This window comes from Streptomyces spectabilis (assembly GCF_008704795.1).
In the GTDB taxonomy this organism is placed as follows: Bacteria; Actinomycetota; Actinomycetes; order Streptomycetales; family Streptomycetaceae; genus Streptomyces; species Streptomyces spectabilis.
Genome location: NZ_CP023690.1, coordinates 4,838,925 through 4,864,247, shown reverse-complemented (window position 1 = coordinate 4,864,247; position 25,323 = coordinate 4,838,925). Strand labels below are relative to the sequence as shown.

Below are 25,323 nucleotides of genomic sequence, written 5' to 3'. Positions count from 1 at the left end.
ACAGCCCTCGCCGCGTCCGCCGTATGGGCGGCGTCACGTCAACTGGGCGCTTATCCCGGGGCACTGGCGGCAATACGTATCGGTATGTCGAGCCGCGGCCAGAGGGCTGGAGCATGCCAGGAGGCTGAAGCATGAGCATCTGGTGGTCCCTCCATTTGCGGCGCGAAGCCGCGAGCGTCCCGCTCGCGCGGCGTCTGCTCATCGGCACGATGGAGACGGCCGGGGTGGACCCGGACGTCTCGTACGACCTGTCGCTCGCGCTGACCGAGGCCTGTGCGAACGCGGTGGAGCACGGCGGTGCGACGGGCGCCACGGCGGGTGCCTACCGCGTCACCGCCTATCTCGACGGCGAGAAGTGCCGCATCGAGGTCGCCGACTCCGGCCCCGGCCTGCCGCCGGGCCGGGTCTTCATGAGTGCCGCGAACACGCCCGCCACGAGGGTGAAGGGCAGGCGCGGCACCGGGCGCGGCCGCCGCACGCGCCGCCGTGCGGGCGCGGGGACCGCCCAGACCCAGCGCAAGGCCCGGACGCAGGGCCCGCCCGCCGCGCCCGCGCCGCCTTCCGAGTCCGCCGAGAGCGGCCGCGGTCTGTGTCTCATCCGGGAGCTGGCCGACGACGTGCACTTCGGCAACAGGCCGGGCCGCGGCGGCGGCGCGGTGATCAGCTTCGACAAGATCCTCAAGTGGCGTGAGGACGCCCCGCTCGCGGCCGTGTGAGCCGCCCGGGGCCCGCAGGACCCGGCCCGGGACGCGCCGGACTCAGCCCCGGACCGCCGTCACATACGCGTCGAGCGCGGAGCGGGGGGCGCGGCCGAGGAGCGTGCGCAGGGCGTTGTCCGCTATGGAGGTGCCGTCGAGGAAGCCGCCCGCTATCGACGAGTACGTGCTGAGGAGCATCGGCACCTGGAAGGGCAGGGCCTGACCGGCCCCCGTGATCGCGGCGCGGGTCGCCTCCAGACCGCCGGGCTCGTACGAACCGCCGGTCGCCGCGGCCAGGTCGGCGCCGCCGAGCGGCTCCTCACCGACCAGCTCGTACGTGCGCCCGGCGTGGGCGGCGGGGGCCGTGGCCACGCGGACGGCGACCTCGGCCAGGTCCTCGCGGGCGACCGCGGCGAGCCGTCCGTCGCCGAGCGGCGCGGCTATCGTCCCGTCCGGGCCGGGCGCGGCGACGGCGGCGAGGAACTCCGCGTACAGGCCGTTGCGCAGCACCGTCCAGGCGAGGGTGGAGCGGCGCAGCCTGCGCTCGGTCCAGCGGTGGGCGAGCGCGTACGTCAGGTGGTCGCCGTCGCCGCTCAGGCTGGTGTAGACGAGGTGGCCGACGCCGGCCTTCTCGGCGGCGGTGATCACGGCCTCGTGCCGGGCGATGACGACGTCGTCCTCGGCGGCGCCCGCGGAGATCACGAGGAGCGTGTCCACGCCGGTGAAGTCCAGGGACTCCGGGTCGTCGAAGTCGACGCGGCGCTGACCGGGCGCGGGATCGCGGGTGCCGACGACGAACGGCGCGTCGGTGCGGCCAGCGTGGTCTGCGTGGTCCGCGAGCTTCGCGGTGATGAGCCGGCCGAGTGCGCCGGTGGCGCCGGTGATGAGCAGCATGGGAACGATCCCCCGGAACGAGCGGTTGAATGAGGTGACGACCGGTGCGGAAGTGCTGTGCATTCGGTACGTGACCATCGTGTTCGATGGTGGGGGATCGCGTAAGGAGGCACTTTGATGTCAGCGGGGCACACGGATGTAACCACCCTCAAGACGCTCGTCGGCGAGCCCGTGATCGCGTGCGAGACGCCGCAGGAGGAGTGCGGGGTCAGGGACGTCCTGGACCGGCTCGGCGACAAGTGGTCGGTGTACGTCGTGGTCGAACTGGCGGGCGGCGTACTGCGGTTCAAGGAGCTCCAGCGCCGCATCCACGGCGGCATCTCGCAGCGCATGCTCACGCTGACGGTGCGCCGCCTGGAGCGGGACGGCCTGGTGAAGCGGACGGTGCACCCGACGATCCCGCCCCAGGTCGAGTACGAGCTGACGGAGATGGGCCACAGCCTGACCCACCTCATCAAGTCGCTCGCCGACTGGTCGATAGCCCACCGCCCGGCGATAGCGGCGGCACGGCAGGCGTACGACGGGGCACAGGACGGGGCACAGGGAGCCACCGACTCCCGTTAGGAATGCCCGAGTTGCCGTTATGGCAACAATGGTTGCCGCTTCCGATGTGTCGATCGCAGTCTGGACCCAGTCCGGAAGACGCTCGAAACCGTCAGGAGGCCACACCATGTCCACGCACGACACACCGCCGAACAACCGCGTCCACCACGTCCGCGCCGGGGAGCTGGACGGCTACACCGCCCTCAGCGGCGGCACGGTCGGCGCCCGGAACCTGTGGATGGGGCTCGTGCGGCACGAGCCGATGAGCAAGACCGACGACCACCACCACGGCGCGTCCGAGGCGGGTATCTACGTAGTGAGCGGCCACCCGGTGTTCGTCTTCCACGACGGCGAGCAGGAAGTCAGGATCGAGGCGGGCCCGGGCGACTTCCTGCTCGTGCCCCCGTTCGTCCCGCACCGGGAGGAGCACCCCGACCCGGACGAGCCGGTCGTGGTGGTGATCGCGCGCACCACCCAGGAGCCGATCAAGGTCTCCGTGCCGGAGCTGTACCAGCTCACGGCGGCGGACGCGCGCTGAGCGCTCCGCCGGATGTGCCGCACCATGCCATCGGGCGCCTGCGGGTTCGTCATGGCTGCTCCCCCGTAGGGGATACGAGCGTAGGCGGTACGAGCCTTCGTGCGCCGCTAACGTCCGACGGTTCGGACGCCCCTGTCGGGGTCGGCGGCGGGCGGCAGTGCCCGGCACAGGGCCTCGATCGCGGCTGTGTACGCGTGCTCGGCGGGTGTCGCGTAGCCGACGACCAGCCCGTCGGGGGCCGTTGCCGTCGCCTCCGGGTGCCGGTATGCGGCCAGCCCCTCCAGGCCCACGCCGTGCCAGGCGGCGGCCTTCACGGCGGACGCCTCGGTGCCGGGCGGGAGCTGGAGCACGGCGTGCAGCCCCGCCGCGATGCCGGTGACGGTGATGTGCGGGGCGTGTTCGGCGAGCGCGGCCACGAGCTGGTCGCGGCGGCGTCGGTAGTGCTGGCGCATGCGGCGTACGTGGCGGTCGTAGCTCCCGGACGCGATGAACTCGGCGAGCGTGAGCTGGTCGAGGACGCTGGCCCACGCCTCCCGCTCGCCCTTGGCGGTGACGACGGCGTCCACGAGGTGCTCGGGCAGGACCATCCAACCGAGCCGCACGGCCGGGGACAGGCTCTTGCTCACCGAGCCGACGTAGAGGACCCGTTCGGGGTCGAGCCCCTGGAGGGCGCCGACGGGCTCGCGGTCGTAGCGGAACTCCCCGTCGTAGTCGTCCTCCAGGATCAGCCCCGCGCGCGTGCGGGCCCAGTCGACGACGGCGGTGCGGCGCGCGGGGTGCAGCGGCCCGCCGGTCGGGAACTGGTGCGCGGGCGTGAGCAGCACCGTACGTACCGGACTCGTGGCGTCCGGCAACTCCTCGACGCGGGCGCCGTGTTCGTCGAGGGACAGCGGAACGGGCCGCACCTTGGCCGTGGAGAGCAGGGAGCGGTGGAAGCCGAGCCCGTACGCCTCCACGGCGAGGGGGCCGCGCAGCACTCCGCCGGAGCCCGTGCCGAACAGGAGCCGCAGCGCGTGCGCGAAACCGGAGCACACCACGATCCGCTCCGGGTCCGTCCGCACCCCGCGCGAGCGCGCCAGATAGTCCGCGAGCGCGCGCCGCAGCTCGATGCGGCCGCGCGGGTCGCCGGGCCCGAACGCCTCGTTGGGCGCGGCGGTCAGCGCCCGCCGGGCGGCGGCGAGCCAGGCCGTGCGCGGGAAGGAGCCGGCGTCCGGCTGGCCCTGCACCAGGTTGTGCGCGGGGGGCGCGGGCACGGTGGGGGCGCGCTTGGGGACCCGTACGCGCGGGGGCGGCGCGACGCGCTCGGCGACCCGCGTCCCCGAACCCTGGCGGGCGGTCAGCCAGCCCTCGGCGACCAGCTCCGCGTACGCGTCGGCGACGGTGTTGCGGGCGATCCCGAGGTCGGCGGCGAGGGAGCGGTACGGCGGCAGACGGGTGCCCGGAGCGAGCCGCCCGGAGCGCACGGCCTCGCGCAGGGCCCCGATGAGGGCGGCGCGACGGCTACCGCTCCCGGAGAGGTCCACGTGCAGGTCGGCGCCGATGCGCTCGGCCGAATTGACCCATGATTCCACCATGGAAGTGCACCCTACCCAAGGTCTTTGTGGCTCGTAGATTCATGGTCATGACGAACAACACCGCAGTCATCGAGACCGCCGCCCCCGCCGCCCAGACCCCCCGCCTCAACTTCGCCAAGGTCGCCCCGAAGGTCTTCAAGGCCGTCATCGGCCTGGACGCCGCCGCCCGCGACGGCCTCGACCCCGCCCTGGTCGAGCTGATCCAGATCCGCGCCTCGCACCTCAACGGCTGTGCGTACTGCCTGCACATGCACACCAACGACGCGCGCAAGGCGGGCGAGAGCGAGGACCGGCTGCACATGGTGGCCGTCTGGCGCGAGGCCAGGAACTTCTTCACCGCCAAGGAGCAGGCGGCGCTCGCGCTGACCGACGCGGTGACCCGCCTCGCCGACGCGGGCGTCCCCGACGCCGTCTACGCGGAGGCCGCCGCCCACTTCGACGAGGCCGAACTGGCCCAGGTCCTGTCCCTGATCTTCGCGATCAACACGTGGAACCGGATCGCCCTGGCCACGGCCAAGGTCGCCGGCACGGACGAGCGCCAAGGCTGAGCCGCCACGCTGGACAGTTGCCTTCCCCGGGGCACTCCTGGCTTGTCGGCCTGCGGCCGAGCGCGCAGCGCGATCGGTCTCCGCCCAGCGGGCCGCAGGCCCCATCGCGTACGACGCCGCGAGGATCATCCCGCCCAGGACCAGCCACCCCGGCGTCCCCCACTCCACGAGCAGTGCGGTGAGGACCATCGGTCCCAGGGTGCGGGCCACGGTGACGCCGGTGCCGAAGAAGCCCTGGTACTCGCCGATGCGCCCGGCCGGTGCCAGGTCGAAGCCGAGCTGCCAGGAACCGGCGGACTGGAGCATCTCGGCGGCGAGCAGCACCAGGGACCCGACGACGAGCACCCCGGCCGCCTCCCACGGCCCGGCGTCCACGGCCGAGAGGGCGAACACCGCACATGTCAGGAGCATCAGCAGACCCGACCTGCGCACGGCCCGCACCGCCGTCGGAACCCCGGAGACCGCACGGGCGGTGCGCACCTGGAAGGCCATCACCCCCAGCGTGTTGAGCACGAACAGGGCCGAGACGAGCCACGCGGGCGCCTGGGTGCGCTCGGTGAGCCACAGCGGAACGCCCAGGCTGAGCAGCGGCATTCGTAGCAACAGCACGGTGTTGAGGGCGGTCACGACCACATACGGGCGGTCCTTGAGCACCACGAGCCGGTCGCCCGGGACGGCTGGGGCGGGGGCGACGGCGGGCAGCCGCCCCAGGACGTACGCGCACGCCACGAAGCTCGCCGCGTCGAGCGCGAACACCGACAGATAGGCGGCCTCGCCGCCGTGGTGCAGAGCGAGCCCGCCGAGGGCCGCGCCCACCGCGAGTCCCGCGTTGAGCGTCGACTGGAGGTGGGCGAGGGCGCCGGTCCGCTCGTCCCGGGTGACGAGCCCGGCGAGCAGCGCCTGCCGCGCGGCGGCGAGCCCCGACTGGGCGGTGGCGTAGACGAGCGCGGACAGCACGAAGGGCACGAAGCCACGCACCACGAGGAAGGACGCCACGGCCGCCGCGGTCGCGAGGGCGAGGAGCACGGCGGTGCCGCGCGGCCCGCGCCGGTCGGCGAGTCGTCCGAGCGGCACGCCCACGACCGAGCCCACCGCCCAGGCGACGGTGAGCCCGAGCCCGATCCTCGCCGGGGCGAGGCCGACGACGTGCGTGAAGTACAGGGCCGAGGTGACGTAGTAGGCCCCGTCGCCCACGGAGTTGCTGAGCTGGGCGAGGGCCAGAAGCCGGAGCGGACCGCGGGCGGGAAGGAGCCGGGGCGTCGTCATGTCCCGAACATTAGGGAGCCGGTGGCACCCTCAAGTGGTCCATTTCCCAGGCCGGTTCATGGGCCACTTCTCGCACTGGTACGCAAACGCCGGACGGGCGACAAATAGCCCGTCCGGCGTTTGAGGACGAGGCCGAAGGCCGATAAGACAGCGTCCGAAGCGGGCGTCAGCCCTTCAGCCCGGCCATCCACGACTCGACCTCGTCCGCGCGACGCGGCAGCGCAGCGGACAGGTTCCGGTTGCCGTCCTCCGTGACGAGGATGTCGTCCTCGATGCGCACGCCGATGCCGCGGTACTCCTCGGGCACGGTCAGGTCGTCCGCCTGGAAGTACAGACCGGGCTCGACCGTCAGGCACATGCCGGGCTCAAGCGTGCCGTCCACATACGTCTCCGTGCGCGCGGCGGCGCAGTCGTGGACGTCCATGCCGAGCATGTGACCGGTGCCGTGCAGCGTCCAGCGGCGCTGGAGACCCAGCTCCAGGACGCGCTCGACCGGGCCCTCGACGAGGCCCCACTCGACCAGCTTCTCGGCGAGCACGCGCTGCGAGGCGTCGTGGAAGTCGCGGTACTTCGCGCCCGGCTTCACGGCCGCGATGCCGGCCTCCTGGGCCTCGTACACCGCGTCGTAGATCTTCTTCTGCAGCTCGCTGAACCGGCCGTTGATCGGCAGCGTGCGGGTGATGTCCGCCGTGTAGTACGTGTGCGTCTCCACACCGGCGTCGAGCAGGAGGAGGTCGCCGGAGCGGACCGGGCCGTCGTTGCGCACCCAGTGCAGGGTGGTGGCGTGCGGGCCCGCGGCGCAGATGGAGCCGTAGCCGATGTCGTTGCCCTCGACGCGGGCGCGCAGGAAGAACGTGCCTTCGATGTAGCGCTCGCTCGTGGCCTCGGCCTTGTCGAGGACCTTCACGACGTCCTCGAAGCCGCGCACCGTGGAGTCCACGGCCTTCTGCAGCTCGCCGACCTCGAACTCGTCCTTGACCAGGCGCTGCTCGGAGAGGAAGACCCGCAGCTCCTCGTCGCGCTCGGCGGTGACCTTGTCGGTCAGGGCCGCCTCGATCCCGGCGTCGTAGCCGCGCACGACGCGGACGGGCCCGGTGGCCTCGCTCAGCTTGCCCGTCAGCTCGCGCACGTCCGAGGCGAGGATGCCGTACAGCTTCGCGGCCTCGGTCAGCGAGTTCCGGCGGCCGACCCACAGCTCGCCCTGGCCGTCGAGCCAGAACTCGCCGTTCTCGCGGTCGGAGCGCGGAAGGAGGTAGATCGTCGCCTCGTGGCCGTCCCGCGTGGGCTCCAGGACGAGGACGCCGTCCTCGGTCTGGTTGCCGGTGAGGTACGCGTACTCGACGGACGAGCGGAAGGCGTACTCCGTGTCGTTCGAGCGGGTCTTCAGATTGCCCGCGGGGATCACCAGGCGCTCGCCGGGGAAGCGCGCGGACAGCGCGGCACGGCGGGCGGCGGTGTGCCCGGCCTGGGCGATCGGCTCCAGGTCACGCAGCTCGGTGTCGGCCCAGCCGGACTTCATGTTCTCGGCGAGCTCGTCGGAGACACCGGGGTAGAGGCCGTTCTTGCGCTGCTTGATCGGCTCTTCTTCGGTCTCCACCAGCTCTTCCGGGGTCTCCGGGTTGAGGGCGTCCGACACGGTCTGCCTCCCTATGTACGACAACGGACCCTCCTCATCGTACGGCGGTCCGGAAGGGGTTCCAGAGGCAGAAGGACCCTTACACAGCGCAGTCGGAAGGTCACGCGGACGCCGGTCGCGCGCCGCGCCCCGCGGCGGCCTACTCGAACCGGGCCGCGAGCAGCACCACGTCCTCGTCGCACGCGGTGGCGTCCTTGTCGCCGCCCTCGCCGTCGAGGCCCTCGGGCAGCACGGCCCGCAGCACGTGGTCGGCGATCGCCCCGGGGTCCTCGCGGGCGGCCTTCGGCACGCTCGCCGCCGCCGCGTGCAGCCGAGCGAACGCCCGGTCCATCGCGTCGCCGGTGCGGTGCAGCAGGCCGTCGGTGTAGAGCAGCAGGGTCTCCCCGGGCTCCGGGCGGATCTCCACGCTCGGCGCCTCCCAGCAGGCGAGCATGCCGAGCGGCGCGGACAGGGAGGTCTCCACGAACTCCGTGCGCCGCTCCCCGATCAGCAGCGGCGGGCTGTGCCCGGCCCCGGCGACGACGACCTTGCGCAGCGCGGGTTCGCAGTACGCGAACAGGGCCGTCGCCGACCGCGCGGGCTCCGTCAGGCGCAGCAGCAGCTCCAGGTCGGACAGGACGGCGACGGGGTCCTCGCCCTCCATCACCGCGTACGCCCGCAGGCTCGCGCGCAGCCGTCCCATCGCGGCGACCGCGCTCGGCCCGGACCCGGTCACCGAGCCCACCGCGAGGCCGAGGGCCGCGTCGGGCAGCGGCAGCGCGTCGTACCAGTCGCCGCCGCCGCGCGCCCCGGCGCGGTGCCGCGCGGCCAGCTGCACGCCCGCGACCCGCGGCAGGCGCGAGGGCAGCAGCTCCTCGCGCAGGGTCGCCACGGTGGTGCGGGCGCGGGTGAGCTCGACGAGGCGGGCCAGGTGCTCGGCGGCGTAGCGGACGTACAGGCCGATCAGATGGCGGCGGCGCGGCGCCGGTTCGGCGGGCTCGTCGTACAGCCAGACGGCCGCGCCGACGGCGCCGGTCGCCTCGGCGGCGAGGGGCAGCGCGTAGCTCGCGGCGTAGCCGAGGCGGCGGGCGACCTCGCGGTGGCGCGGGTCGAGGCCCTCGTCGGCGAAGAGGTCCGGCTGCGCGACCTCCGCGAGGGGGGTCCCCGCGGCGTTCGCTTCGAGGAGCCGGCCGTACGAGGTGGCGGCGCGCGGCACCGTCTCCAGATACCCGAGGTCGGCGCGGGCGAAGCCGAGGCCGACGGTGGTGTCGGGGCCGAGGCCGTCGGCGGGCTCCACGACGACGAGGCCGCGGCGGGCGCCGACCAGGGCGGCTCCCGCGCGCAGGAGCTCGTTCAGGGCCTCGTCCAGGGTGGCCGTGCGGGACAGGCGCTCGGTGAGTTCGTGCAGCGTGGTGAGGTCGGAGACCCAGCCGGCCAGGCGGTCCTGGATCAGTGCGCCGGGGGCGCCGGGGGCCTCCGGGGAGGGCGCGACAGGCGGGACAGTGTGCGCCGGTGGGGGAACAGTGGAATCGATTCCGGCCACTTTCGGCAGGTGAGGGGCGTTCATGGCTGACCGCTTTCCGGCCAGTGCGTATTGCTCAATAGCATCGCAAACCCCCTGTCATTCTGCGCCGCTAGCAATGTCTCCACATCTACACGCAGTGGAGAGGGGATGTCCAGCATTGTCCTGCTGGGATTCCTGGTGTCCAGTGCGCCGCGTGTGAATTCTGTGAACTGAAAATGATCTTGAGAACTTGGCTCAAAACTGTTGCAGGGAAGGGCATATTGCGGTCGACTGACATTGTTCGAAGGAGCGTCACAGCGGCCGTGATGGGTACGGATTCAAGTGGTGGCTCGGGGTCGGCCAGGGGCAGTTGCGCGACGCCTGGAACCTGCCGCCGGACCCGGACGTCTTAACCCACGGCGACCGCGCCCCATCGTCCCGTGGCACCGGGGGCAGGAAAAACGCGGGACGGCAAACGCCAGGCGCCGCCACCCCACGCCACGTCAACGCTCGGCCCATAGGGGTTCCCCATGCCGCAGGCTGGGGTGTGACGCGCCAGCTTGTACGCACCTTGCATGCACCTTGTACGCGCACCTCGTACACAGCGATAGAGATCCACACATGGTGTGATGTGGCCCGAAGTGTCCCTCTGCGTGTAACGGAAAGGAACGAGCGCTCATGCGCGAGATCCTCGGAAGGCGACGCAGGCTCCTGTCCTGGCGAATCGGTAGGAAGTCTGACCAGAGTCCCTCTCTGATCGGTGCGGCCCTGACCTTCGCGACAGCATGGGGCTGGCCCGTGCTGCCCGGTGTCGGAATCGAAGGGCAGAGCAGGCAGCTCCTCGACGACATCGCCGGACTCGAAGGGCGCTCCGGACCCGGCGAGCGGCAGGGCGACACGCGCGGCAAGAGCAGCAGAAGGAGCGGCAAGCGGGGCGCGAAGCGGGGGTCGCGCGCCGCCCGGCGAAGCGCGGCGGACGAGCGGCCTGAACTGCCGCTCACCTCGCGCGACGCCGCTCGCGGCGGCCGGGTGCGGTGCGCCTGCCCCGACCCCGAGTGCGTCGTTCCGGGCGCCCACCCGCTCGACCCGGGGCTCCTCGCCGCCACCACCGACGAGCGCATGGTCCGCTGGTGGTGGACCAACCGGCCCGGCGCACCCGTCCTGCTCGCCACCGGCGGACGCGCCCCGTGCGCCGTGAGCCTGCCCGCGGCCGCCGGCGCGCGCGCCCTCGCCGCACTCGAACTCGCGGGCGTCCGCCTCGGCCCCGTCGTGGCCACGCCGGCCCGCTACTTCGTCCTCGTCGCGCCGTACTCCATGGAGCGCCTGGGCGAGCTCCTGTACGCCAAGGACCGGGTGCCCGGCTCGCTGCGTTTCCACGGGGACGGCGGGTATCTCCCGCTGCCCCCCTCCGAGACCGGCCAGGGCCAGGTCCGCTGGGAACGGGGCCCCCTGCCCGGCTCTGCCGCCCCCTGGGTGCCGGATGTGGAAGTCGTCGTGGACGCCGTGGTCGACGCGCTCACTCATACGGGTGTGAGCGCGCCCGAGTTCTAAGGGAATCGGGCGCGCGGCGCCGGGGCGGGCGCCCGGGGTCGTTATCTTCGGCGCATGCACCCGCGCCCGGCCGTGAACCCCCGCCTGCTCGCGCTCCTGGGCATCGTGGCCGCCGCCGCGCTGCTGCCCCTCGCCGGGGCGGCCGCCGGGCCGGTCTTCGAGGACGCCAAGGCGCCCGCGGACCCGGGGCGCGCGGGGGCGCTGCCCCCGCGGACGGACGGCGGCGCGCAGGAGGCCGGTGCCCACCGGGCGTCCCCGGCCGAGCCGGTTGCCCGGCCGCAGTCGGCAGGGGGCGGCAGTACCGCGCACTCCGCCGCCGATGCCGCGCCCCTGCCCGACACGCTCTCCCGCTGCGGTCCCGAACTCTCCTCGCCCGACGGCGTCGAGGCCCAGACCTGCGTACTGACCCAAGGCGCGGACACCTGGGCGCGCACCTACTACCGCAATGTGACCGGTGAGGCCCTGGAGGCCGTCCTGAGCGTGATGGGCCCCAAGGGGCGCACGGTGCAGATGCACTGCGTGGTGGGCGCGGGGGACGAACCGGGGGCGTGCGACACCCCCAGGGAGCGCACGTCGGGGACCGCGGCGCACTACACGGCGGTCGCGGAGTTCGCGAGTGAGAGCGGGGACGCCCTGTTGCTGCGGTCGGGCAGCAACTCCGGCGGGCCACAGGGCAGTTGAGCGCGTGACTACTGTCCGGGCATGGAAACGCCCGGTTGCTGGCGACGGGGGATGCACCAGCAACCGGGCTACCTGAACGGTAACAAGAGATCTGCGCTTGGCAAATTCGATCTCAGTTATCCGGACAGGGATTCACCTGCGCCCATGGGGAGTTGTGACAGGAGTCACGCGTTCGGCCTGACTGACTGGTGAGTCAGTGCGGCAGAGGTGAGGCGCCTGCGCGGCCTCAGCCCGGTCACCGGGCGCACTCGCCCGGTTAAGAACGCGTGACGACGTGACGGCGAAACGCCGTTACCCGGCGCTCGGCACCGCCCACCCGTTCGAAATCCGACGCGAGAGCTCAGCCGAATGTCATCCGTGAGCGGGGCAGGGGGGTTGGCGAAGCGCCGGTGGGAGGTCCAGTGTGAGGTTCGGGAAGCGTGCGCGGAAGCGGTGCTCCCGCGCGCGGGGAAGGAACCCCGCGCGCGGTGCCGGGCCCCCGGGACGGCGGCCCGGATGGCGGCGAACCTCCGGCTCAGCCGCCGTACCCCGAGTGGATCAGCTGAGCGTGACCTGGCGGTTGGTGAGGCCGCCGCGGGCGCGCCGCTCCTCCGCGGTCAGCGGCTCCGTGACCGCGAGCGCCGCCGCGAGCCGCTCGGCGAACTCGGCCGCGGGCTTCTCGACGTCCTGCGCCCCCATGCCGCTGGGCAGGTCCCACACCGGCACGGTCAGGCCGTGCGCGCGGAAGGAGCCGACCAGGCGCGTGCCCTCGCCGAGGCTCGACGTACCGGCGGCGTGCAGGCGGGCGAGCGCGTCGAGCAGCTCGTCCTCGCCGTGCGGCATGACCCACCGCAGGTGGTTCTTCTCCGGCGTCTCGCACCAGTACGCGGAGTCGGCGCCGGCCAGCTTGACGGTCGGGATGGCGGCGGCGTTCGCCCGCTCCAGGGAGGCCGAGACCTCCGCCGACGCGTTCTCCGCGTCCGGCACCCAGAACTCGAAGCCGGAGTGCACGACCGGCTCGAAGGGCGCCTTGTCGTCGAGGACGTCCTGCAGGCGCGGCCCGTCGGCGGGGGCCCTGCGGCCCGCCACCGGCTGGCCCGGCTCCGTGGTGAGCGCGCGCGCCAGCGTGTCGGCCAGGTCGCGGCTGAGGTCGCCGGACGCGGTGTCGTTCTGCAGGCCGAGCAGGACCGAGCCGTCCTCGCGGCGCAGCGCGGGCCAGGCCATCGGCAGGACCGTCGCGAGGGTCACGGAGGGCACGCCCTCGGGCAGCCCGTCCTTCAGGGTCAGCTCGACCGTGGCGGCGGGCACCAGCTCGCGCAGCGCCACCCAGTCGCATTCGCCGGACAGCCCCTCGAAGGGGCGCTGCACCAGCTCGGTGACCGCGTGCGCGGCGGCCCGGCCGTGGCAGGCCTTGTAGCGGCGGCCCGAACCGCAGGGGCAGGGCTCCCTGGCGCCGACCACCGGGACCTCGTGGTCCTTGAGCTGCGGCTGCTTGCCCTTCGTCTGCGGGCGCTTCTTGGCCATCGTGGGTGTCTCCCGGTTACGGCTCACTTGCGTACGGGCGCGAGCCTAGCCGTTCAACGGTGGACCGACGGGGTCACGGGGTGCGGCGGCCGCCGGGCGGCGGCCCGGGTCCGACCGCCCCGGTCCGGGCGTCGCACGGAGTCGCACGGAGTCGCCGTACAGCCGTACAGAGGCGCGGCTTCGCCGGTCCGCGTACGTACGCTCGTCAGTGCCGGGCTCGTCAGTCCACGTCGTCGAAGGGGTCCGTGAAGCCCAGCTCGGCTATCGCGGAGGCCGACGGGGCGGCGACGCGCGTAGCGAAGTCCTCGGAGCGGTGCCCGGCGTGCACCAGGGCCCAGACCGTGACCTCCCCGCGGGCGTCGTCCCGGACTCCCCAGGACTCGGCGAGGGCGGTGATGATGTTGAGCCCCCGGCCGCCGTGGGCGGTGACCGACGGCGTGGCCGGAACCGGGCGGGTCGGGCCGCCGCCGTCCGTCACCTCGACCGTGAGGCGTCCCGCCTTGTCGACCTGCCAGGCGGCGCGCACGTCTCCGTCGCCGCTGCCGTCACTGTCCTTCGGGCTGTCGTGCAGCCCCTTGCCCAGAGGCCTGCCGTGTCGGCAGGCGTTGCTGAGCAGTTCGGAAAGGATCAGTACGGCGTCGTCGATGACCGTCTCCGACACCCCGCTGACGCGAAGCTGATCGCGCATCCGGTGTCTGGCTTCCCCCACGCCCGCAGGACCATGGGGTACGGCCATGCTCGACGACGTGGGCACTTCCCGTGCCACCACAAACGCCACCCCCGAGACCTCCTTTGCCCCACGCCACGGAGTGGATGCCCCAATGGACTGGACCGGAAACCGGCCAACACCGGGATGGTGACGCACTCGTCACGATCGAATACGGAACGAACGCGCCGGTGCACTCCCCGTAACGAAAGTCAGTCGCGGCCCAGTTGGGACAGAACCTGCTTCGGGCGGTTGGTGATGATGGCGTCGACGCCCAGACGGGCGCAGAGTTCGACGTCCTGGGGCTCGTTCACGGTCCACACGTGGACCTGGTGGCCCGCGCGCTTGAGCTTGTCGACGTACCCGGGGTGGCTGCGGATGATCCGCATGCTCGGTCCCGCGATACGCACCCCTTGAGGCAGGCGTCCGTCGCGGTGGCGCGGCGAGACGAACTGCATCAGATAAACGGTCGGCAGAGTCGGCGACGCGGCACGCACGCGCTGCAGCGAACGCGCCGAGAAGCTCATCACCCGCACCGGAGACGGCTCCTCCGGAGAGGGCGCGTCCAGACCGAAGCGCTTCAGGAGGTGCAAAAGGCGCTCCTCGACCTGGCCCGCCCAGCGCGTGGGGTGCTTGGTCTCGATGGCGAGCTGAAGGCGACGCCCGGAGGCGTTGTTTTCGGCCACGAGCTCCAGGAGGCGCTCCAGGGTGAGGACCGAGGTGTCCTCCGGAGCCGGCCCCTCCTCCCAGTCGGGGTCCTCGGCGTACGGGCCCTGCTCGCGGTTCTTCCAGGAGCCGAAGTCGAGCGCGGCCAGCTCGGCGAGCTCCAGGGCCGAGACGGCGCCCCGGCCGTTCGACGTGCGGTTGACGCGGCGGTCGTGGACGCAGACGAGGTGCCCGTCGGCGGTGAGCCGGACATCGCATTCGAGGGCGTCCGCGCCGTCCTCGACGGCCTTCTTGTAGGCGGCCAGTGTGTGCTCCGGGGCGTCCTCGGAGGCCCCTCGGTGGGCGACGACCTGGATGAGGTGCTGTCGTGCGTGGGTCACCGCGTCATGGTGCCACCGTCCGGGGGCGGGGGCCCGCGGGGGCCGGTGCGCGGTCTTTCTCAGCTTCCTCTCACGTGGCCTTCAGGTGGCTCTGTGACTCGGCTGTGAACCTTCGGATGAGCTTTCCGGAGCGTCCGGGGGCTTCCGGAGGGTGCCCGAGGCCTTCCGGGGCCTTCCGAAGCTTTCCGAATGTGGCGGTTTCGCCCGCCGTGAACGCACAGCGTCGGCTTATGGTGGCCTGACAGCCCATGGGAAAAGCTGACTGGGACAACTGAACGGTTGACCGGGTGTCCGACCTGTGCCGCCCCTGGCCGTGACCGAGTACGACAGCGTGGACCGAGGAGAAGAAAGCTGTGAGCACCGAGAACGAGGGCACCCAGGTCCCCCCGGCCCCGTCCGCACCTCCCGTGCCGGTGGATACTCCCGCTGCTCCCGCCCCCACCGCCGACACGCCGTCCGGGCCTCCTGGACCGGAGGCGTCCGCGAGGCCGGAGCCCGCGCCGGCCGGTGAGCCCGAGCACGCGCCGCGGGACGCCGCGCCGGAGCCGGCCACGCCCCAGGCTCCCGCCGCACCTCCGGCGCCCGCGCCCCAGATCCCCGACCCGTACGCCCACACGACAGGCACGCACGCGATGGGCACGCCCGCGCCGGGCACGCATGCGACGGGCACGCACCCCGCCGCCGCGCACGCCCAGGCACCGGCCCCCGCCTCCGTGGCCGCGTCCGGCGGCGCCTGGCCGCCGCCCCCGCCGCCCGCCGTGCCGTCGTACGCGCAGGGCGGAGGCTCCGGTTGGGGCACCTCCTGGACGGCCGAGCAGCCGTCCGCGCCCAAGCCGGGCGGCCGCCGTCGCGGCGGCCTGGTCGCGGCCGTGCTCGCGGCGGCCCTCGTCGCGGGCGGCGTGGGCGGCGGCATCGGCTACTGGGCGGCGGACCGCAACGACGACAACAGCACGGACTCCACGACGGTCTCCGCGTCGGACGCCCCGGCCGACCTCAAGCGCGAGCCGGGCTCGGTCGCGGGCATCGCGAACAAGGCGCTGCCGAGCGTGGTCACCCTGGAGGCCCAGAGCGGCAGCGGCGAGGGCGGCACGGGCACGGGCTTCGTGTACGACAGGGAAGGCCACATCCTCACCAACAACCACGTGGTGGCGTCGGCCGCCGAGGGCGGCAAGCTGTCGGCCACGTTCTCGAACGGCAAGAAGTACGACGCCGAGGTGGTCGGCCGCGCCCAGGGGTACGACGTCGCGGTCATCAAGCTCAAGAACAAGCCGTCGGACCTGCGCCCGCTCGCGCTCGCCGACTCCGACAAGGTCGCCGTCGGCGACTCCACCATCGCGATCGGCGCCCCCTTCGGCCTGTCCAACACGGTCACGACGGGCATCGTCAGCGCCAAGAACCGCCCGGTGACCTCCAGCGACGGCGGCAGCAGCAAGAGCTCGTACATGAGCGCCCTGCAGACCGACGCCTCCATCAACCCGGGCAACTCCGGCGGCCCCCTCCTGGACGCGCGCGGCGCCGTCATCGGCATCAACTCCGCCATCAAGCCCGCCGAGAGCGGCGGCCTCGGCGGCGGCCAGTCCGGCTCCATCGGCCTCGGCTTCGCCATCCCGGTGAACCAGGCGAAGAACGTCGCGCGGCAGTTGATCAAGACCGGCCAGGCCACGTACCCGATGATCGGCGCCTCGGTCTCGCTGGCCGACGCCTCGGGTGGCGCGGTGATCTCCGACCGCGGCGCCACCGGCTCGGGCCCGGCCGTCGAGCCGAACGGCCCCGCGGCCAAGGCGGGCCTGAAGTCCGGCGACGTCATCACGAAGCTCGACGAGACGGTCATCGACAGCGGCCCGACCCTGATCGGCCAGATCTGGACCCACAAGCCGGGCGACACCGTCAAGATCACCTACGAGCGCGACGGCAAGGAGCGCACGGTCGACGTGACCTTGGGCGAGCGCAAGGGCGACAGCTGACCCGCTACTCTTGACCCCGCGCCAGGCCGTCCGATCACACGGCGGCGGCGCGGGGTGGGTTGCCCGAGCGGCCTAAGGGAACGGTCTTGAAAACCGTCGTGGCGCGAGTCACCGTGGGTTCAAATCCCACACCCACCGCGGGTGCTGGCCCAGGGCCAGCCGTCGAAGGGGCGTCCGGAGCGATCCGGGCGCCCCTTCGCTTATGCCGGGCGCCCCTGGGCGTGCAGGCGTGGGGCACGCGCGCGTGGGGTCAGGCCTGGCCGGTCAGGCGGGCCGCTGAGGCGATGGTGGAGCGGGCCTCCCGGAGGGTGAGGCCGACGCGCAGGGCCGCTTCGGTGAGGGGGGCGGTGAGGGCTTCGCCGAGGCCGTTCTCGTAGGCGCGGCAAGCGGCCCAGAACAGGCGGGTGTTGCGCTGGCCCTCGTGCGCGGCGAGGACGAACTGGACCAGGCCCTGGCCCTGTTGGGCGTCCGCGCGCGGGGGTGCCGTCGCCGGGCGTCGGCGCAGCGGGGGCACGAGCAGCCGCAGGAGGGCCTCGGGGCACGCGGCCGGGGGCAGATGGGCGGTGCCGGGCACGGTGCTGTACACGCCCTGCTCGGTGCGCGAGCCGGGGCCGACCAGATAGCCGCCCGCGCCGCGGATGTCGATCCCTGGGGCCAGGCGGCCCGCCGAGTTGGGCACGACGACGTCCGGCGGCCCGGACAGCCAGACGTGGCGCCCCCCGCTGGGGGTGGTGACGACGACTGTCTCCGGGATGGTGAACAGGTGCCTCAGCGCCAGCTCGCGCAGCGCGGCCGGGGCGTCGGTGCCGGTCTTGGTGTCCAGGTCGATGCCGATCAGGTGGTACGGCGGCAGTCCGCAGGCGATGCCGTAGCCCGAGGCCCAGGGCGCGGCGGCGAACAGCTCGCGGATGCGCACCGGGTCGGTGGACGCGTCGTACACGCCGTGCCCCAGGCGCCCGCACTCGCCGTGGCACGGCGGCGGGTGCCGTTCGTCGTGGTGCGGCGAGCGCAGCGCGGGGAGCTTGCCGCGGGACAGGGGGATGACGGCGAGCCCCCGCTCGGCGGCGGACAGGGCGTGGGCCAGGGCCAAGGTGGCGGTGTGGCGCTCGGCGGCGTGGCGCCCGCGCGCGGGGGGTGTCTGGTCGTGGGCGGCCGGGTGCTCGGCGGCCGGTTCGTGGGGGCCGTCGTGCAGGGGGCGGTCTTCGGCATGGCGGTCGCTGGGGGCCATGACTTCATTTTCGTACTGACGTTCGATGAAGGGAAGAGGGGGAGGCGCAGATGGCGGTCGAATGGGAGCAGCGCCCCCTTTTGCCGGGGTTTTGCCGGAACGCTTCAGCCCGTGCGGCGTCTGGGATCGGCTGGGGCGGGAGTGCTGAGCTGGGGCTTTGATGGAGCGAAGCGGGTTTATCGACTTGTCCTCACGCTTGCGGGGGAATAGTGACTTCCGGGGTGGTTCGGCGGGGATTCGGTGGGCAATTCTTGATGCGCGACGTCGTGCAGATGTCCAAGGCGGTCGGCCAACTGCCTTGGAACAAGCCGTATTTGAGGTGGGCCCGGCCGGGCCGGCGCCCACCACCCCTTCTGGAGGAAATAGACATGGCAAGCATCCGTACCGCCCGTGCCCTCGCCGCCGTCGCCGCCCTGCCGCTGGCCGCCGCCCTCTTCTCGGGTGTCGCGATGGCCGACAACGGCTCGTTCGCGGACAACGGATCGAACGCGGGTGTTGCGGTCGTCGACGGCAGCGGTGTCGGCGATGACAACAACGGCAACTCCTCGACCACCCAGCAGCAGGCGGTCGGAAACGGCGCCTCCAACCAGAGCAACACCGCTCAGGTGAACGGCTCCGCGTTCACGGAGATCGACCAGTCGAACGCCAACGTCGCCGTCAACTTCAGCGAACTGTGGTGATCCGGGGCCTCGTTGGGGAGTGATCCTCGGGGCCTGCTCTGTGGGGTGATGTGACAGTTTGCGCGGCGGTGCCTGGGGCGCCGCCGCGCAGCTGTGTTCGCGGGCACCCCGGTGACCTGTCCCGGCTCCACGCCTCGGCTCCACGCCTCGGCTCCACGCCTCGGCTCCACGCCTCGGCTCCACGCCTCGGCTCCGCGTCCGCGCCGTCTCCGCGCCGTGTCTCCGACCCACGTCTCCGCGCCGCGTCTCCGCTCCGTGTCTTGACACCCGTACGAGAACTGACGGACAGTCAGAAATCAGTGCGTGGCGGCGGAGCATCGGTGGGAACCGATGCGGCGGCTGCGGTGTACCGAATATGTCAGGAGCTCGCGGGGGCGGTTGATCGGGGCGGCGGAGGGGACGACGGTGACGGGCAGCGCGCGGAGCAGGGCGGAGAGCAGGGCGGAGACAGGGCCGTACGGGCCCGATGAGGTGTATGGACGGCTGAAGGCGTACGAGGGCCGGTCCGCGGCCGAGTCCGGCCGCGGCAGGGATCCGGTCAACGCGCCGATGATCCGGCACTGGTGCGAGGCCCTGGGCGACACCAGTCCGGCGTACGAGGGACCCGACGCGATCGCCCCGCCGACCATGCTCCAGGCCTGGACGATGGGCGGCCTCTCGGGCCACGCGGCCCGCTCGGACGCGTACGACGAGCTGCTGGCCCTGCTCGACGACGCCGGGTGCACCTCGGTGGTCGCCACCGACTGCGAGCAGGAGTATCTGCGCCCGCTGCGGCCGGGTGCCGAGATCACGTTCGACGCGGTGATCGAGTCGGTGTCGGACCGTAAGACGACCAAGCTCGGCGCGGGGTATTTCGTGACGACCCGGATGGACGTCCGCGCGGACGGGGAGCTCGCGGGCACGCACCGCTTCCGGATCCTCAAGTACCGCCCCGCGAAGCGGAGACCGCCGGTCACGGCCACCACCCGGACCCGCGGAGCGGACGCGCCCATCCGCCCCCGCCCGGTGGTCAACAGGGACAACGCCGGTTTCTGGGAGGGCGTGGCCCTGCACCGGCTCCTCATCCAGCGCTGCGGGGGCTGCGGCACGCTCCGCTTCCCCTGGCTGCCGGGGTGCGGTGCCTGCGGCTCCCCCGAGTGGGACACGGTCGAGGCGAGCGGCGAGGGCACGGTCTATTCGTATGTGGTGATGCACCACCCTTCCTTCCCGGCCTTCACGGCGTCGGGCGGGCCAGGTCCGTACGCGGTGGTGCTCGTCGAGCTCGCGGAGGGCGTGCGGATCATCAGCAATGTGGTGGGCGTGCCGCCCCGGGCCGTACGGATCGGGATGCCGGTGCGGCTGGAGTTCCAGCGGGTGGACGAGGACCTGGAGCTGCCGGTGTTCCGGGCCCTGGAGGAGGCTGCCGTGGCCGCTCTGGAAGGGGGTGTGGACCGATGAGCCGCACGGAGACGGGCCGCTCGGCCAAGGACCATGCGGAGACGGGGCATGCGGAGATGGGCCATGCGGAGGCGGGCCGGCCTTCGAAGGGCGCGGCCGCCGTGAAAGCCGGTGACGCGCTGCCGCCGCTGGAGATCCCGGTCACGCGCACGCTGATCGTCGCGGGAGCGATCGCCTCCAGGGACTACCAGGACGTGCACCACGACGTGGAGCTCGCGAAGGAGAAGGGTTCCCCCGACATCTTCATGAACATCCTCACCACCAACGGCCTGGTGGGGCGGTACATCACCGACCACTTCGGGCCGAGCGCCGTCCTCCGCTCGGTGAAGATCAGGCTGGGCGCGCCCAACTATCCGGGGGACACGATGGTGTTGACGGGCTCTGTCGAGGAGATCGCCCGGACCCCGGAGGGCACCACGGCGACGGTCAGGGTCCTCGGGGCCAACGCCATAGGCAGACACGTCACCGGCACGGTGAAGGTGACCGTGCCCGACGCCGCGGCGGGAGGCGCGGCATGAGCGGGCGGGCGAGGGACGGCCTCGGCGGCAGGGCGGCGGTCGTCGGGATCGGTGCCACCGAGTTCTCCAAGGACTCCGGGCGCAGCGAGCTGACGCTGGCCGTGGAGGCGGTGCGGGCGGCGCTCGCCGACGCGGGCCTCGCTCCCGCCGACGTCGACGGCCTGGTCACCTTCACGATGGACACGAGCCCGGAGATCACGGTCGCCCAGGCGGCGGGCATGGGCGAGCTCTCCTTCTTCTCCCGCGTGCACTACGGCGGTGGCGCGGCCTGCGCCACCGTGCAGCAAGCGGCACTCGCGATAGCGGCGGGAGTGGCCGAAGTGGTCGTCTGCTACCGGGCGTTCAACGAGCGGTCGGGCCGCCGCTTCGGCGCCGGAGTCAGCCGTCGGGAGCCCTCGGCGGAGGGCGTGGCGCTCGGCTGGGCGCTGCCGTTCGGGCTGCTCACCCCCGCCTCCTGGGTCGCGATGGCCGCTCAGCGCTATCTCCACACCCATGGCCTGACCCCGGAGGTCTTCGGCCACGTCGCGGTCACCGACCGGAGGTACGCGGCGACCAACCCGGCCGCGTACTTCCACGGCAGACCCATCACGCTGGAGGAGCACGCCGCCTCCCGGTGGATCGTGGAGCCGCTGCGTCTTCTGGACTGCTGCCAGGAGACGGACGGCGGGCAGGCCATCGTCGTCACCAGCGTGGAGCGGGCCAGGGATCTGCCGAGGCCGCCCGCGGTGATCGCCGCGGCCGCGCAGGGTGCGGGCCGCGCCCAGGAGCAGATGACCAGCTACTACCGCGACGATCTCACCGGCCTGCCCGAAATGGGCGTCGTGGCGCGGCAGTTGTGGCGCACCTCGGGGCTCGCCCCCGGCGAGATCGACGTCGGGATCCTCTATGACCACTTCACGCCGTTCGTGCTGATGCAGCTGGAGGAGTTCGGGTTCTGCGCGCCGGGTGAGGCCGCGGAGTTCGTCGCCAAGGAGCGGCTGCCGCTGAACACCCATGGCGGACAGCTCGGCGAGGCCTATCTCCACGGGATGAACGGCATCGCGGAAGCCGTGCGCCAGCTGCGCGGCACGGCGGTGAACCAGATACCCGGCGCCGGGCGCGCCCTGGTCACGGCGGGCACCGGCGTCCCCACATCGGGGCTGATTCTGACGGCGGACGGCTGAACGCGCGCGTGTCCCGGGTCCGGCGACCGCCCCGGCCCGTTCACTCGCCGTATGCGCCACCGGAAGACGATCACTGGACTTGTCCTCGCCCTCTCCCTCGCGACGCTGGCCCTGGACACCTCGGCTCCCCCCGAGGGGTCGGGACCCGCGCGCCGGGCGGCCCTCGGGCAGCCGACGGGGCAGGGCGGCCCGGCCCGGCCCGGAGCGGCGGCGGAGCCCGGTGTGTTCAGCGGCCGGGCCTTCGACACCTGTCTGACACCCCCGGCCGACACCATGCGGCGCTGGCTCGACTCCCCGTACCGCGCGGTGGGGGTCTACTACGCCGGGCGCGGACGGGCCTGTCAGGACCAGCCGCAGCTGAGCCGGGCCTGGCTGACGGAGGTCGACGGGATGGGCTGGGGCGTGCTGCCGGTGTACGTCGGCTCGCAGTCCCCGTGCGTACGGGCCAGGAACAAGCAGCACGTCCGCATCGGAAGCGAGCCCGGGCCCCAGGGTGCCCGGGAGGGACACGACGCGGTCCTCAGGGCCGAGGCGCTCGGCATGGGGCCGGACAGTCCGCTCTACCTCGACATGGAGGCGTATACGTACCAGAACGAGAAATGCGCCACGGCCACGCTCAGTTTCGTACGGGCCTGGAGCCGCGAAGTGCGCAGCCATGGCTACGTACCGGGCTTCTACAGCAGTGCCGACTCCGGCGTAGCGCACCTGGAGGCGGCGCGGCGGGCGGGGGCCGACGACCTGCCCTCGATCCTGTGGTTCGCCCGGTGGAACAACCGGCCGGACCTGTACGGCGAGCAGGCGCTGCCCTGGTACGCCTGGCATCCGGAGCGGCGGATCCATCAGTACGCGGGCAACGTCACGGAGCGGTACGGCGGGCGCACTTTGCAGATCGACCGCAACCTGATGCACGCGCCGGTTGCGCGGCTCGGCTGAGCCGTGCCGAGAGCCGCGCGGGCAAGCGGTTTCCGGGACCTCAGGGTCAAACCCTCAGGAGTACGCTCCCCCTCCTCCACCTTCAGGAGGTGGGAGTACGTCCCCTCGTACAACCTGAGGCGGACACCGCTTCGGGACCTGCGGCCGATCCGCTGATGTAGGGGGCGCTTCTAGCGTGGAGCCATGACCGCATCCATGGTGTCCGTGTGCACCAGCGCATCGAAGGCCGCGACGCGGGGCGCGGGTCCTTCCGCTTACCCGTCGTTCGCCTCGTACGTCCGGGCCCGACAGCCCGTGCTGCTGCGCACCGCCCGCTCGCTGACGGCGAATCCGAGCGACGCCGAGGACCTGCTGCAGACGGCCCTGACCAAGACCTATGTGGCCTGGGACCGGATCGAGGACCACCGGGCGCTCGACGGGTATGTGCGCCGGGCCCTGTTGAACACGCGCACGTCGCAGTGGCGCAAGCGCAAGGTCGACGAGTTCGCCTGCGACGAGCTGCCCGAGCCGGAGGCCGTGCCGGCCGGTGACCCGGCCGAGCAGCAGGCGCTGCACGACGCGATGTGGCGCGCGATCATGAAGCTGCCCGCGCGGCAGCGGGCCATGGTCGTCCTGCGCTACTACGAGGACCTGAGCGAGGCCCAGACGGCCGAGGTGCTCGGGGTGTCCATCGGCACGGTCAAGAGCGCGGTGTCGCGTGCGCTCGGCAAGCTCCGCGAGGACCCGGAGCTCACGCCGGTCCGTTGAGCGGCGGTCGGCCGAGCGGTCGGCTCCGCCGCGCGGGCGCGACCAGCCACGACGAACCGCAGGCGCCCGCTGGCGTGGTGCGGCACAGCCAGCGGAGCGCTGAGCAGCCGACCGCCGCGCCCGGCGGCGGCGCACCGGCGGCAGCACGCCCGAGGGCGGCGTGCGGGGCCGGGCCGGGGCGTGCCGGGTGGATGGCCGTCGTAGCTGAATTTGCCTTCTTGTGCGCTCGCGGTAGTGACATACCGATCGGTATGCGGCGAGAATCTGGGGCTACCGCCAGGTAGAGCGCCGGGACCGCCCGGCCGCCTGCCGCCCGCCGACCGGGAGGACGCCGTGCTGAGCACCATGCAGGACGTACCGCTGACAGTGACCCGCATCCTCAACCACGGCGCGACCGTGCACGGGACCTCCCAGGTCACCACCTGGACCGGCGAGAGCGAGCCACAGCGCCGCAGTTTCCGGGAGATCGGTGCCCGCGCCGCCCAGCTCGCCCACGCCCTGCGCGAGGACCTCGGGGTCGGCGAGGACGAACGCGTGGCGACGTTCATGTGGAACAACGCCGAGCACGTCGAGGCCTACTTCGCCGTTCCCTGCATGGGCGCCGTTCTGCACACCCTCAATCTGCGGCTGCCCGCCGAGCAGCTCACCTGGATCGTGGGCCACGCGGCGGACCGCGTCATCATCGTCAACGGCTCCCTGCTCGGCCTGATCGCGCCGCTGCTCGACCGGATGCCGTCCGTCGAGCACCTCGTCGTCTCCGGCCCCGGCGACCGCTCCCTCCTCGACGGCGCCCGCGCCCGCGTCCACGAGTACGAGGACCTGATCGCGGCCAAGCCGACCGACTACGACTGGCCCGAGCTCGACGAACGCCGGGCCGCCGCCATGTGCTACACCTCCGGCACGACCGGCGACCCCAAGGGCGTCGTCTACTCCCACCGCTCCATCTACCTGCACTCCATGCAGGTCAACATGTCCCAGTCCATGGGCCTCACGGACGCCGACACCAGCCTCGTCGTCGTACCGCAGTTCCACGTCAACGCCTGGGGACTGCCGCACGCGACGTTCATGACGGGTGTCGGCATGCTGATGCCGGACCGCTTCCTGCAGCCCGCGCCGCTCGCCGAGATGATCGAGGCCGAGCGCCCCTCGCACGCCGCGGCCGTGCCCACCATCTGGCAGGGACTGCTCGCCGAACTCACCGCGAAGCCCCGCGACGTGAGCTGTATGCACCAGGTCACCATCGGCGGCGCGGCGTGTCCGCCCTCCCTGATGGAGGCCTTCGACCGGCTCGGGGTCCGGGTCTGCCACGCCTGGGGCATGACGGAGACCTCCCCGCTCGGCACGGTCTCGCGGCCGCCCGCGCACACCATCGGCACCGATGAGGAGTTCGCCTACCGCCTCACCCAGGGCCGCTTCCCGGCCGGGGTCGAGGGCCGTCTCATCGGCCCCGACGGCAGCCGGCTCCCCTGGGACGGCGAGTCCGCGGGCGAGCTGGAGGTCCGCGGCCCCTGGATCGCGGGCTCGTACTACGGAGGCGCGGGCGGCGAGGACATCAGGCCCGAGGACAAGTTCAGCGCGGACGGCTGGCTCAAGACCGGGGACGTCGGCGTCATCTCAGCGGACGGCTTCCTGACCCTCACCGACCGGGCGAAGGACGTCATCAAGTCCGGCGGCGAGTGGATCTCCTCCGTCGACCTGGAGAACGCCCTGATGTCCCACCCCGACGTCGCCGAGGCGGCCGTCGTGGCCGTCCCCGACGAGAAGTGGGGCGAGCGGCCCCTCGCGACCGTCGTCCTCAAGGAGGAGGCCACCGCCGACTACGCCGCCCTGCGCGACTTCCTCGCCACCCGCGTCGCCAAGTGGCAGCTCCCCGAGCGCTGGGCCTTCGTCGCCGCCGTCCCCAAGACGAGCGTGGGCAAGTTCGACAAGAAGGTGCTGCGCAGGCAGTACGCGCACGGAGAGCTGGACGTGACGCGGATCTGAGAC

Annotated in this window: 22 protein-coding genes, 1 tRNA gene and 1 pseudogene; 15 read left to right on the top strand and 9 right to left on the bottom strand. The window is 72.6% G+C overall.

The genetic code is table 11. From position 1 onward, the window contains the following. The first annotated feature begins 131 nt into the window (after window positions 1-131). On the top strand, window positions 132-716 hold the full coding sequence (locus CP982_RS21170) for an ATP-binding protein (protein WP_150511971.1): 585 nt from the start codon (window positions 132-134) through the stop codon (window positions 714-716). A gap of 42 nt (window positions 717-758) precedes the next feature. Here CP982_RS21170 and CP982_RS21165 read toward each other — a convergent pair whose 3' ends face one another. After that, a complete protein-coding gene (locus CP982_RS21165) occupies window positions 759-1,592 on the bottom strand; it encodes an NAD(P)H-binding protein (protein ID WP_150511970.1) in 834 nt (277 codons plus the stop codon). 117 nt (window positions 1,593-1,709) lie between these two features. Between CP982_RS21165 and CP982_RS21160 the strand changes: the two genes are divergently transcribed. Together CP982_RS21160 and CP982_RS21155 are read left to right on the top strand one after the other, a co-directional pair. Further along, window positions 1,710-2,156, top strand: a complete 447-nt coding sequence (locus CP982_RS21160) for a winged helix-turn-helix transcriptional regulator (protein ID WP_150511969.1) — start codon at window positions 1,710-1,712, stop codon at window positions 2,154-2,156. 106 nt (window positions 2,157-2,262) lie between these two features. After that, window positions 2,263-2,673: a cupin domain-containing protein gene (locus tag CP982_RS21155; protein WP_150511968.1), complete on the top strand. Its 411-nt coding sequence runs from the start codon at window positions 2,263-2,265 to the stop codon at window positions 2,671-2,673. Window positions 2,674-2,780: 107 nt separating this feature from the next. Here CP982_RS21155 and pdxR read toward each other — a convergent pair whose 3' ends face one another. Continuing rightward, window positions 2,781-4,247 carry a MocR-like pyridoxine biosynthesis transcription factor PdxR gene (gene pdxR, locus CP982_RS21150; RefSeq protein ID WP_150511967.1) on the bottom strand — a complete coding sequence of 489 codons (1,467 nt, stop codon included), beginning with the start codon at window positions 4,245-4,247 and terminating at the stop codon, window positions 2,781-2,783. Window positions 4,248-4,294: 47 nt separating this feature from the next. Here pdxR and CP982_RS21145 point away from each other — a divergent pair, with 47 nt between their 5' ends. After that, window positions 4,295-4,795 (top strand): carboxymuconolactone decarboxylase family protein, encoded by a 501-nt coding sequence (locus CP982_RS21145; protein WP_184925179.1) that lies wholly within the window; start codon window positions 4,295-4,297, stop codon window positions 4,793-4,795. Between the two features lie 69 nt (window positions 4,796-4,864). Here CP982_RS21145 and CP982_RS21140 read toward each other — a convergent pair. From CP982_RS21140 to CP982_RS21130, 3 genes and pseudogenes are all read right to left on the bottom strand, one after another. Continuing rightward, window positions 4,865-6,061, bottom strand: a pseudogene (locus CP982_RS21140) (MFS transporter); the annotation flags it as partial. A 166-nt stretch (window positions 6,062-6,227) separates the two neighbouring features. Then, entirely contained in the window at window positions 6,228-7,697 is a 1,470-nt protein-coding gene (locus tag CP982_RS21135) for an aminopeptidase P family protein (RefSeq protein ID WP_150511966.1), read from the bottom strand. A gap of 139 nt (window positions 7,698-7,836) precedes the next feature. Beyond that, window positions 7,837-9,219, bottom strand: coding sequence for a PP2C family protein-serine/threonine phosphatase (locus CP982_RS21130; protein ID WP_245004350.1), 1,383 nt, complete (start codon window positions 9,217-9,219; stop codon window positions 7,837-7,839). A 759-nt stretch (window positions 9,220-9,978) separates the two neighbouring features. Between CP982_RS21130 and CP982_RS21125 the strand changes: the two genes are divergently transcribed. Both CP982_RS21125 and CP982_RS21120 read left to right on the top strand, forming a co-directional pair. Next, on the top strand, window positions 9,979-10,731 hold the full coding sequence (locus CP982_RS21125; RefSeq protein ID WP_229879306.1) for a bifunctional DNA primase/polymerase: 753 nt from the start codon (window positions 9,979-9,981) through the stop codon (window positions 10,729-10,731). 54 nt (window positions 10,732-10,785) lie between these two features. Further along, complete coding sequence (locus CP982_RS21120; RefSeq protein ID WP_150511963.1) at window positions 10,786-11,412, top strand: hypothetical protein; 627 nt, start codon at window positions 10,786-10,788, stop codon at window positions 11,410-11,412. A 537-nt stretch (window positions 11,413-11,949) separates the two neighbouring features. Here the strand turns inward: CP982_RS21120 and CP982_RS21115 are convergent. The 3 genes from CP982_RS21115 to CP982_RS21105 form a co-directional block, all read right to left on the bottom strand. After that, window positions 11,950-12,915: a DUF5926 family protein gene (locus CP982_RS21115; RefSeq protein ID WP_150511962.1), complete on the bottom strand. Its 966-nt coding sequence runs from the start codon at window positions 12,913-12,915 to the stop codon at window positions 11,950-11,952. A 220-nt stretch (window positions 12,916-13,135) separates the two neighbouring features. Continuing rightward, window positions 13,136-13,780, bottom strand: a complete 645-nt coding sequence (locus CP982_RS21110) for an ATP-binding protein (RefSeq protein WP_150511961.1) — start codon at window positions 13,778-13,780, stop codon at window positions 13,136-13,138. 53 nt (window positions 13,781-13,833) lie between these two features. Next, entirely contained in the window at window positions 13,834-14,667 is an 834-nt protein-coding gene (locus CP982_RS21105) for a glycerophosphodiester phosphodiesterase (protein ID WP_150511960.1), read from the bottom strand. Window positions 14,668-15,020: 353 nt separating this feature from the next. Here CP982_RS21105 and CP982_RS21100 point away from each other — a divergent pair, with 353 nt between their 5' ends. After that, window positions 15,021-16,631, top strand: a complete 1,611-nt coding sequence (locus CP982_RS21100) for a S1C family serine protease (protein WP_150511959.1) — start codon at window positions 15,021-15,023, stop codon at window positions 16,629-16,631. 53 nt (window positions 16,632-16,684) lie between these two features. Then, a tRNA-Ser gene (locus tag CP982_RS21095) sits at window positions 16,685-16,769 on the top strand. Window positions 16,770-16,881: 112 nt separating this feature from the next. Here CP982_RS21095 and CP982_RS21090 read toward each other — a convergent pair. After that, entirely contained in the window at window positions 16,882-17,859 is a 978-nt protein-coding gene (locus tag CP982_RS21090) for a bifunctional DNA primase/polymerase (RefSeq protein WP_150511958.1), read from the bottom strand. Window positions 17,860-18,227: 368 nt separating this feature from the next. Here CP982_RS21090 and CP982_RS21085 point away from each other — a divergent pair, with 368 nt between their 5' ends. From CP982_RS21085 to CP982_RS21055, 7 genes are all read left to right on the top strand, one after another. Next, entirely contained in the window at window positions 18,228-18,539 is a 312-nt protein-coding gene (locus CP982_RS21085; protein WP_030677121.1) for a hypothetical protein, read from the top strand. A 330-nt stretch (window positions 18,540-18,869) separates the two neighbouring features. Continuing rightward, on the top strand, window positions 18,870-19,976 hold the full coding sequence (locus CP982_RS21080) for a bifunctional MaoC family dehydratase N-terminal/OB-fold nucleic acid binding domain-containing protein (RefSeq protein WP_150515613.1): 1,107 nt from the start codon (window positions 18,870-18,872) through the stop codon (window positions 19,974-19,976). Between the two features lie 101 nt (window positions 19,977-20,077). Next, on the top strand, window positions 20,078-20,494 hold the full coding sequence (locus CP982_RS21075; protein ID WP_150515614.1) for a MaoC family dehydratase: 417 nt from the start codon (window positions 20,078-20,080) through the stop codon (window positions 20,492-20,494). Beyond that, window positions 20,491-21,657 carry a lipid-transfer protein gene (locus CP982_RS21070; protein WP_150511957.1) on the top strand — a complete coding sequence of 389 codons (1,167 nt, stop codon included), beginning with the start codon at window positions 20,491-20,493 and terminating at the stop codon, window positions 21,655-21,657. Before CP982_RS21075 ends, CP982_RS21070 begins: the two co-directional genes overlap by 4 nt. Before the next feature lie 51 nt (window positions 21,658-21,708). Continuing rightward, on the top strand, window positions 21,709-22,590 hold the full coding sequence (locus CP982_RS21065) for a DUF1906 domain-containing protein (protein ID WP_150511956.1): 882 nt from the start codon (window positions 21,709-21,711) through the stop codon (window positions 22,588-22,590). Window positions 22,591-22,773: 183 nt separating this feature from the next. After that, a complete protein-coding gene (locus tag CP982_RS21060) occupies window positions 22,774-23,337 on the top strand; it encodes a SigE family RNA polymerase sigma factor (protein ID WP_030677132.1) in 564 nt (187 codons plus the stop codon). Between the two features lie 333 nt (window positions 23,338-23,670). Then, a complete protein-coding gene (locus CP982_RS21055; RefSeq protein WP_184925143.1) occupies window positions 23,671-25,320 on the top strand; it encodes a long-chain fatty acid--CoA ligase in 1,650 nt (549 codons plus the stop codon). Window positions 25,321-25,323: the final 3 nt, after the last annotated feature.

What these genes read in the sequence shown, in the direction of transcription:
- CP982_RS21170 (WP_150511971.1), top strand. Translation starts at nt 132, where the DNA reads ATGAGCATCTGGTGGTCCCTCCATTTGCGGCGCGAAGCCGCGAGCGTC.
- CP982_RS21165 (WP_150511970.1), bottom strand. Translation starts at nt 1,592, where the DNA reads ATGCTGCTCATCACCGGCGCCACCGGCGCACTCGGCCGGCTCATCACC.
- CP982_RS21160 (WP_150511969.1), top strand. Translation starts at nt 1,710, where the DNA reads ATGTCAGCGGGGCACACGGATGTAACCACCCTCAAGACGCTCGTCGGC.
- CP982_RS21155 (WP_150511968.1), top strand. Translation starts at nt 2,263, where the DNA reads ATGTCCACGCACGACACACCGCCGAACAACCGCGTCCACCACGTCCGC.
- pdxR (WP_150511967.1), bottom strand. Translation starts at nt 4,247, where the DNA reads ATGGTGGAATCATGGGTCAATTCGGCCGAGCGCATCGGCGCCGACCTG.
- CP982_RS21145 (WP_184925179.1), top strand. Translation starts at nt 4,295, where the DNA reads ATGACGAACAACACCGCAGTCATCGAGACCGCCGCCCCCGCCGCCCAG.
- CP982_RS21120 (WP_150511963.1), top strand. Translation starts at nt 10,786, where the DNA reads ATGCACCCGCGCCCGGCCGTGAACCCCCGCCTGCTCGCGCTCCTGGGC.
- CP982_RS21115 (WP_150511962.1), bottom strand. Translation starts at nt 12,915, where the DNA reads ATGGCCAAGAAGCGCCCGCAGACGAAGGGCAAGCAGCCGCAGCTCAAG.
- CP982_RS21090 (WP_150511958.1), bottom strand. Translation starts at nt 17,859, where the DNA reads ATGGCCCCCAGCGACCGCCATGCCGAAGACCGCCCCCTGCACGACGGC.
- CP982_RS21085 (WP_030677121.1), top strand. Translation starts at nt 18,228, where the DNA reads ATGGCAAGCATCCGTACCGCCCGTGCCCTCGCCGCCGTCGCCGCCCTG.
- CP982_RS21080 (WP_150515613.1), top strand. Translation starts at nt 18,870, where the DNA reads ATGCGGCGGCTGCGGTGTACCGAATATGTCAGGAGCTCGCGGGGGCGG.
- CP982_RS21070 (WP_150511957.1), top strand. Translation starts at nt 20,491, where the DNA reads ATGAGCGGGCGGGCGAGGGACGGCCTCGGCGGCAGGGCGGCGGTCGTC.
- CP982_RS21065 (WP_150511956.1), top strand. Translation starts at nt 21,709, where the DNA reads ATGCGCCACCGGAAGACGATCACTGGACTTGTCCTCGCCCTCTCCCTC.
- CP982_RS21060 (WP_030677132.1), top strand. Translation starts at nt 22,774, where the DNA reads ATGACCGCATCCATGGTGTCCGTGTGCACCAGCGCATCGAAGGCCGCG.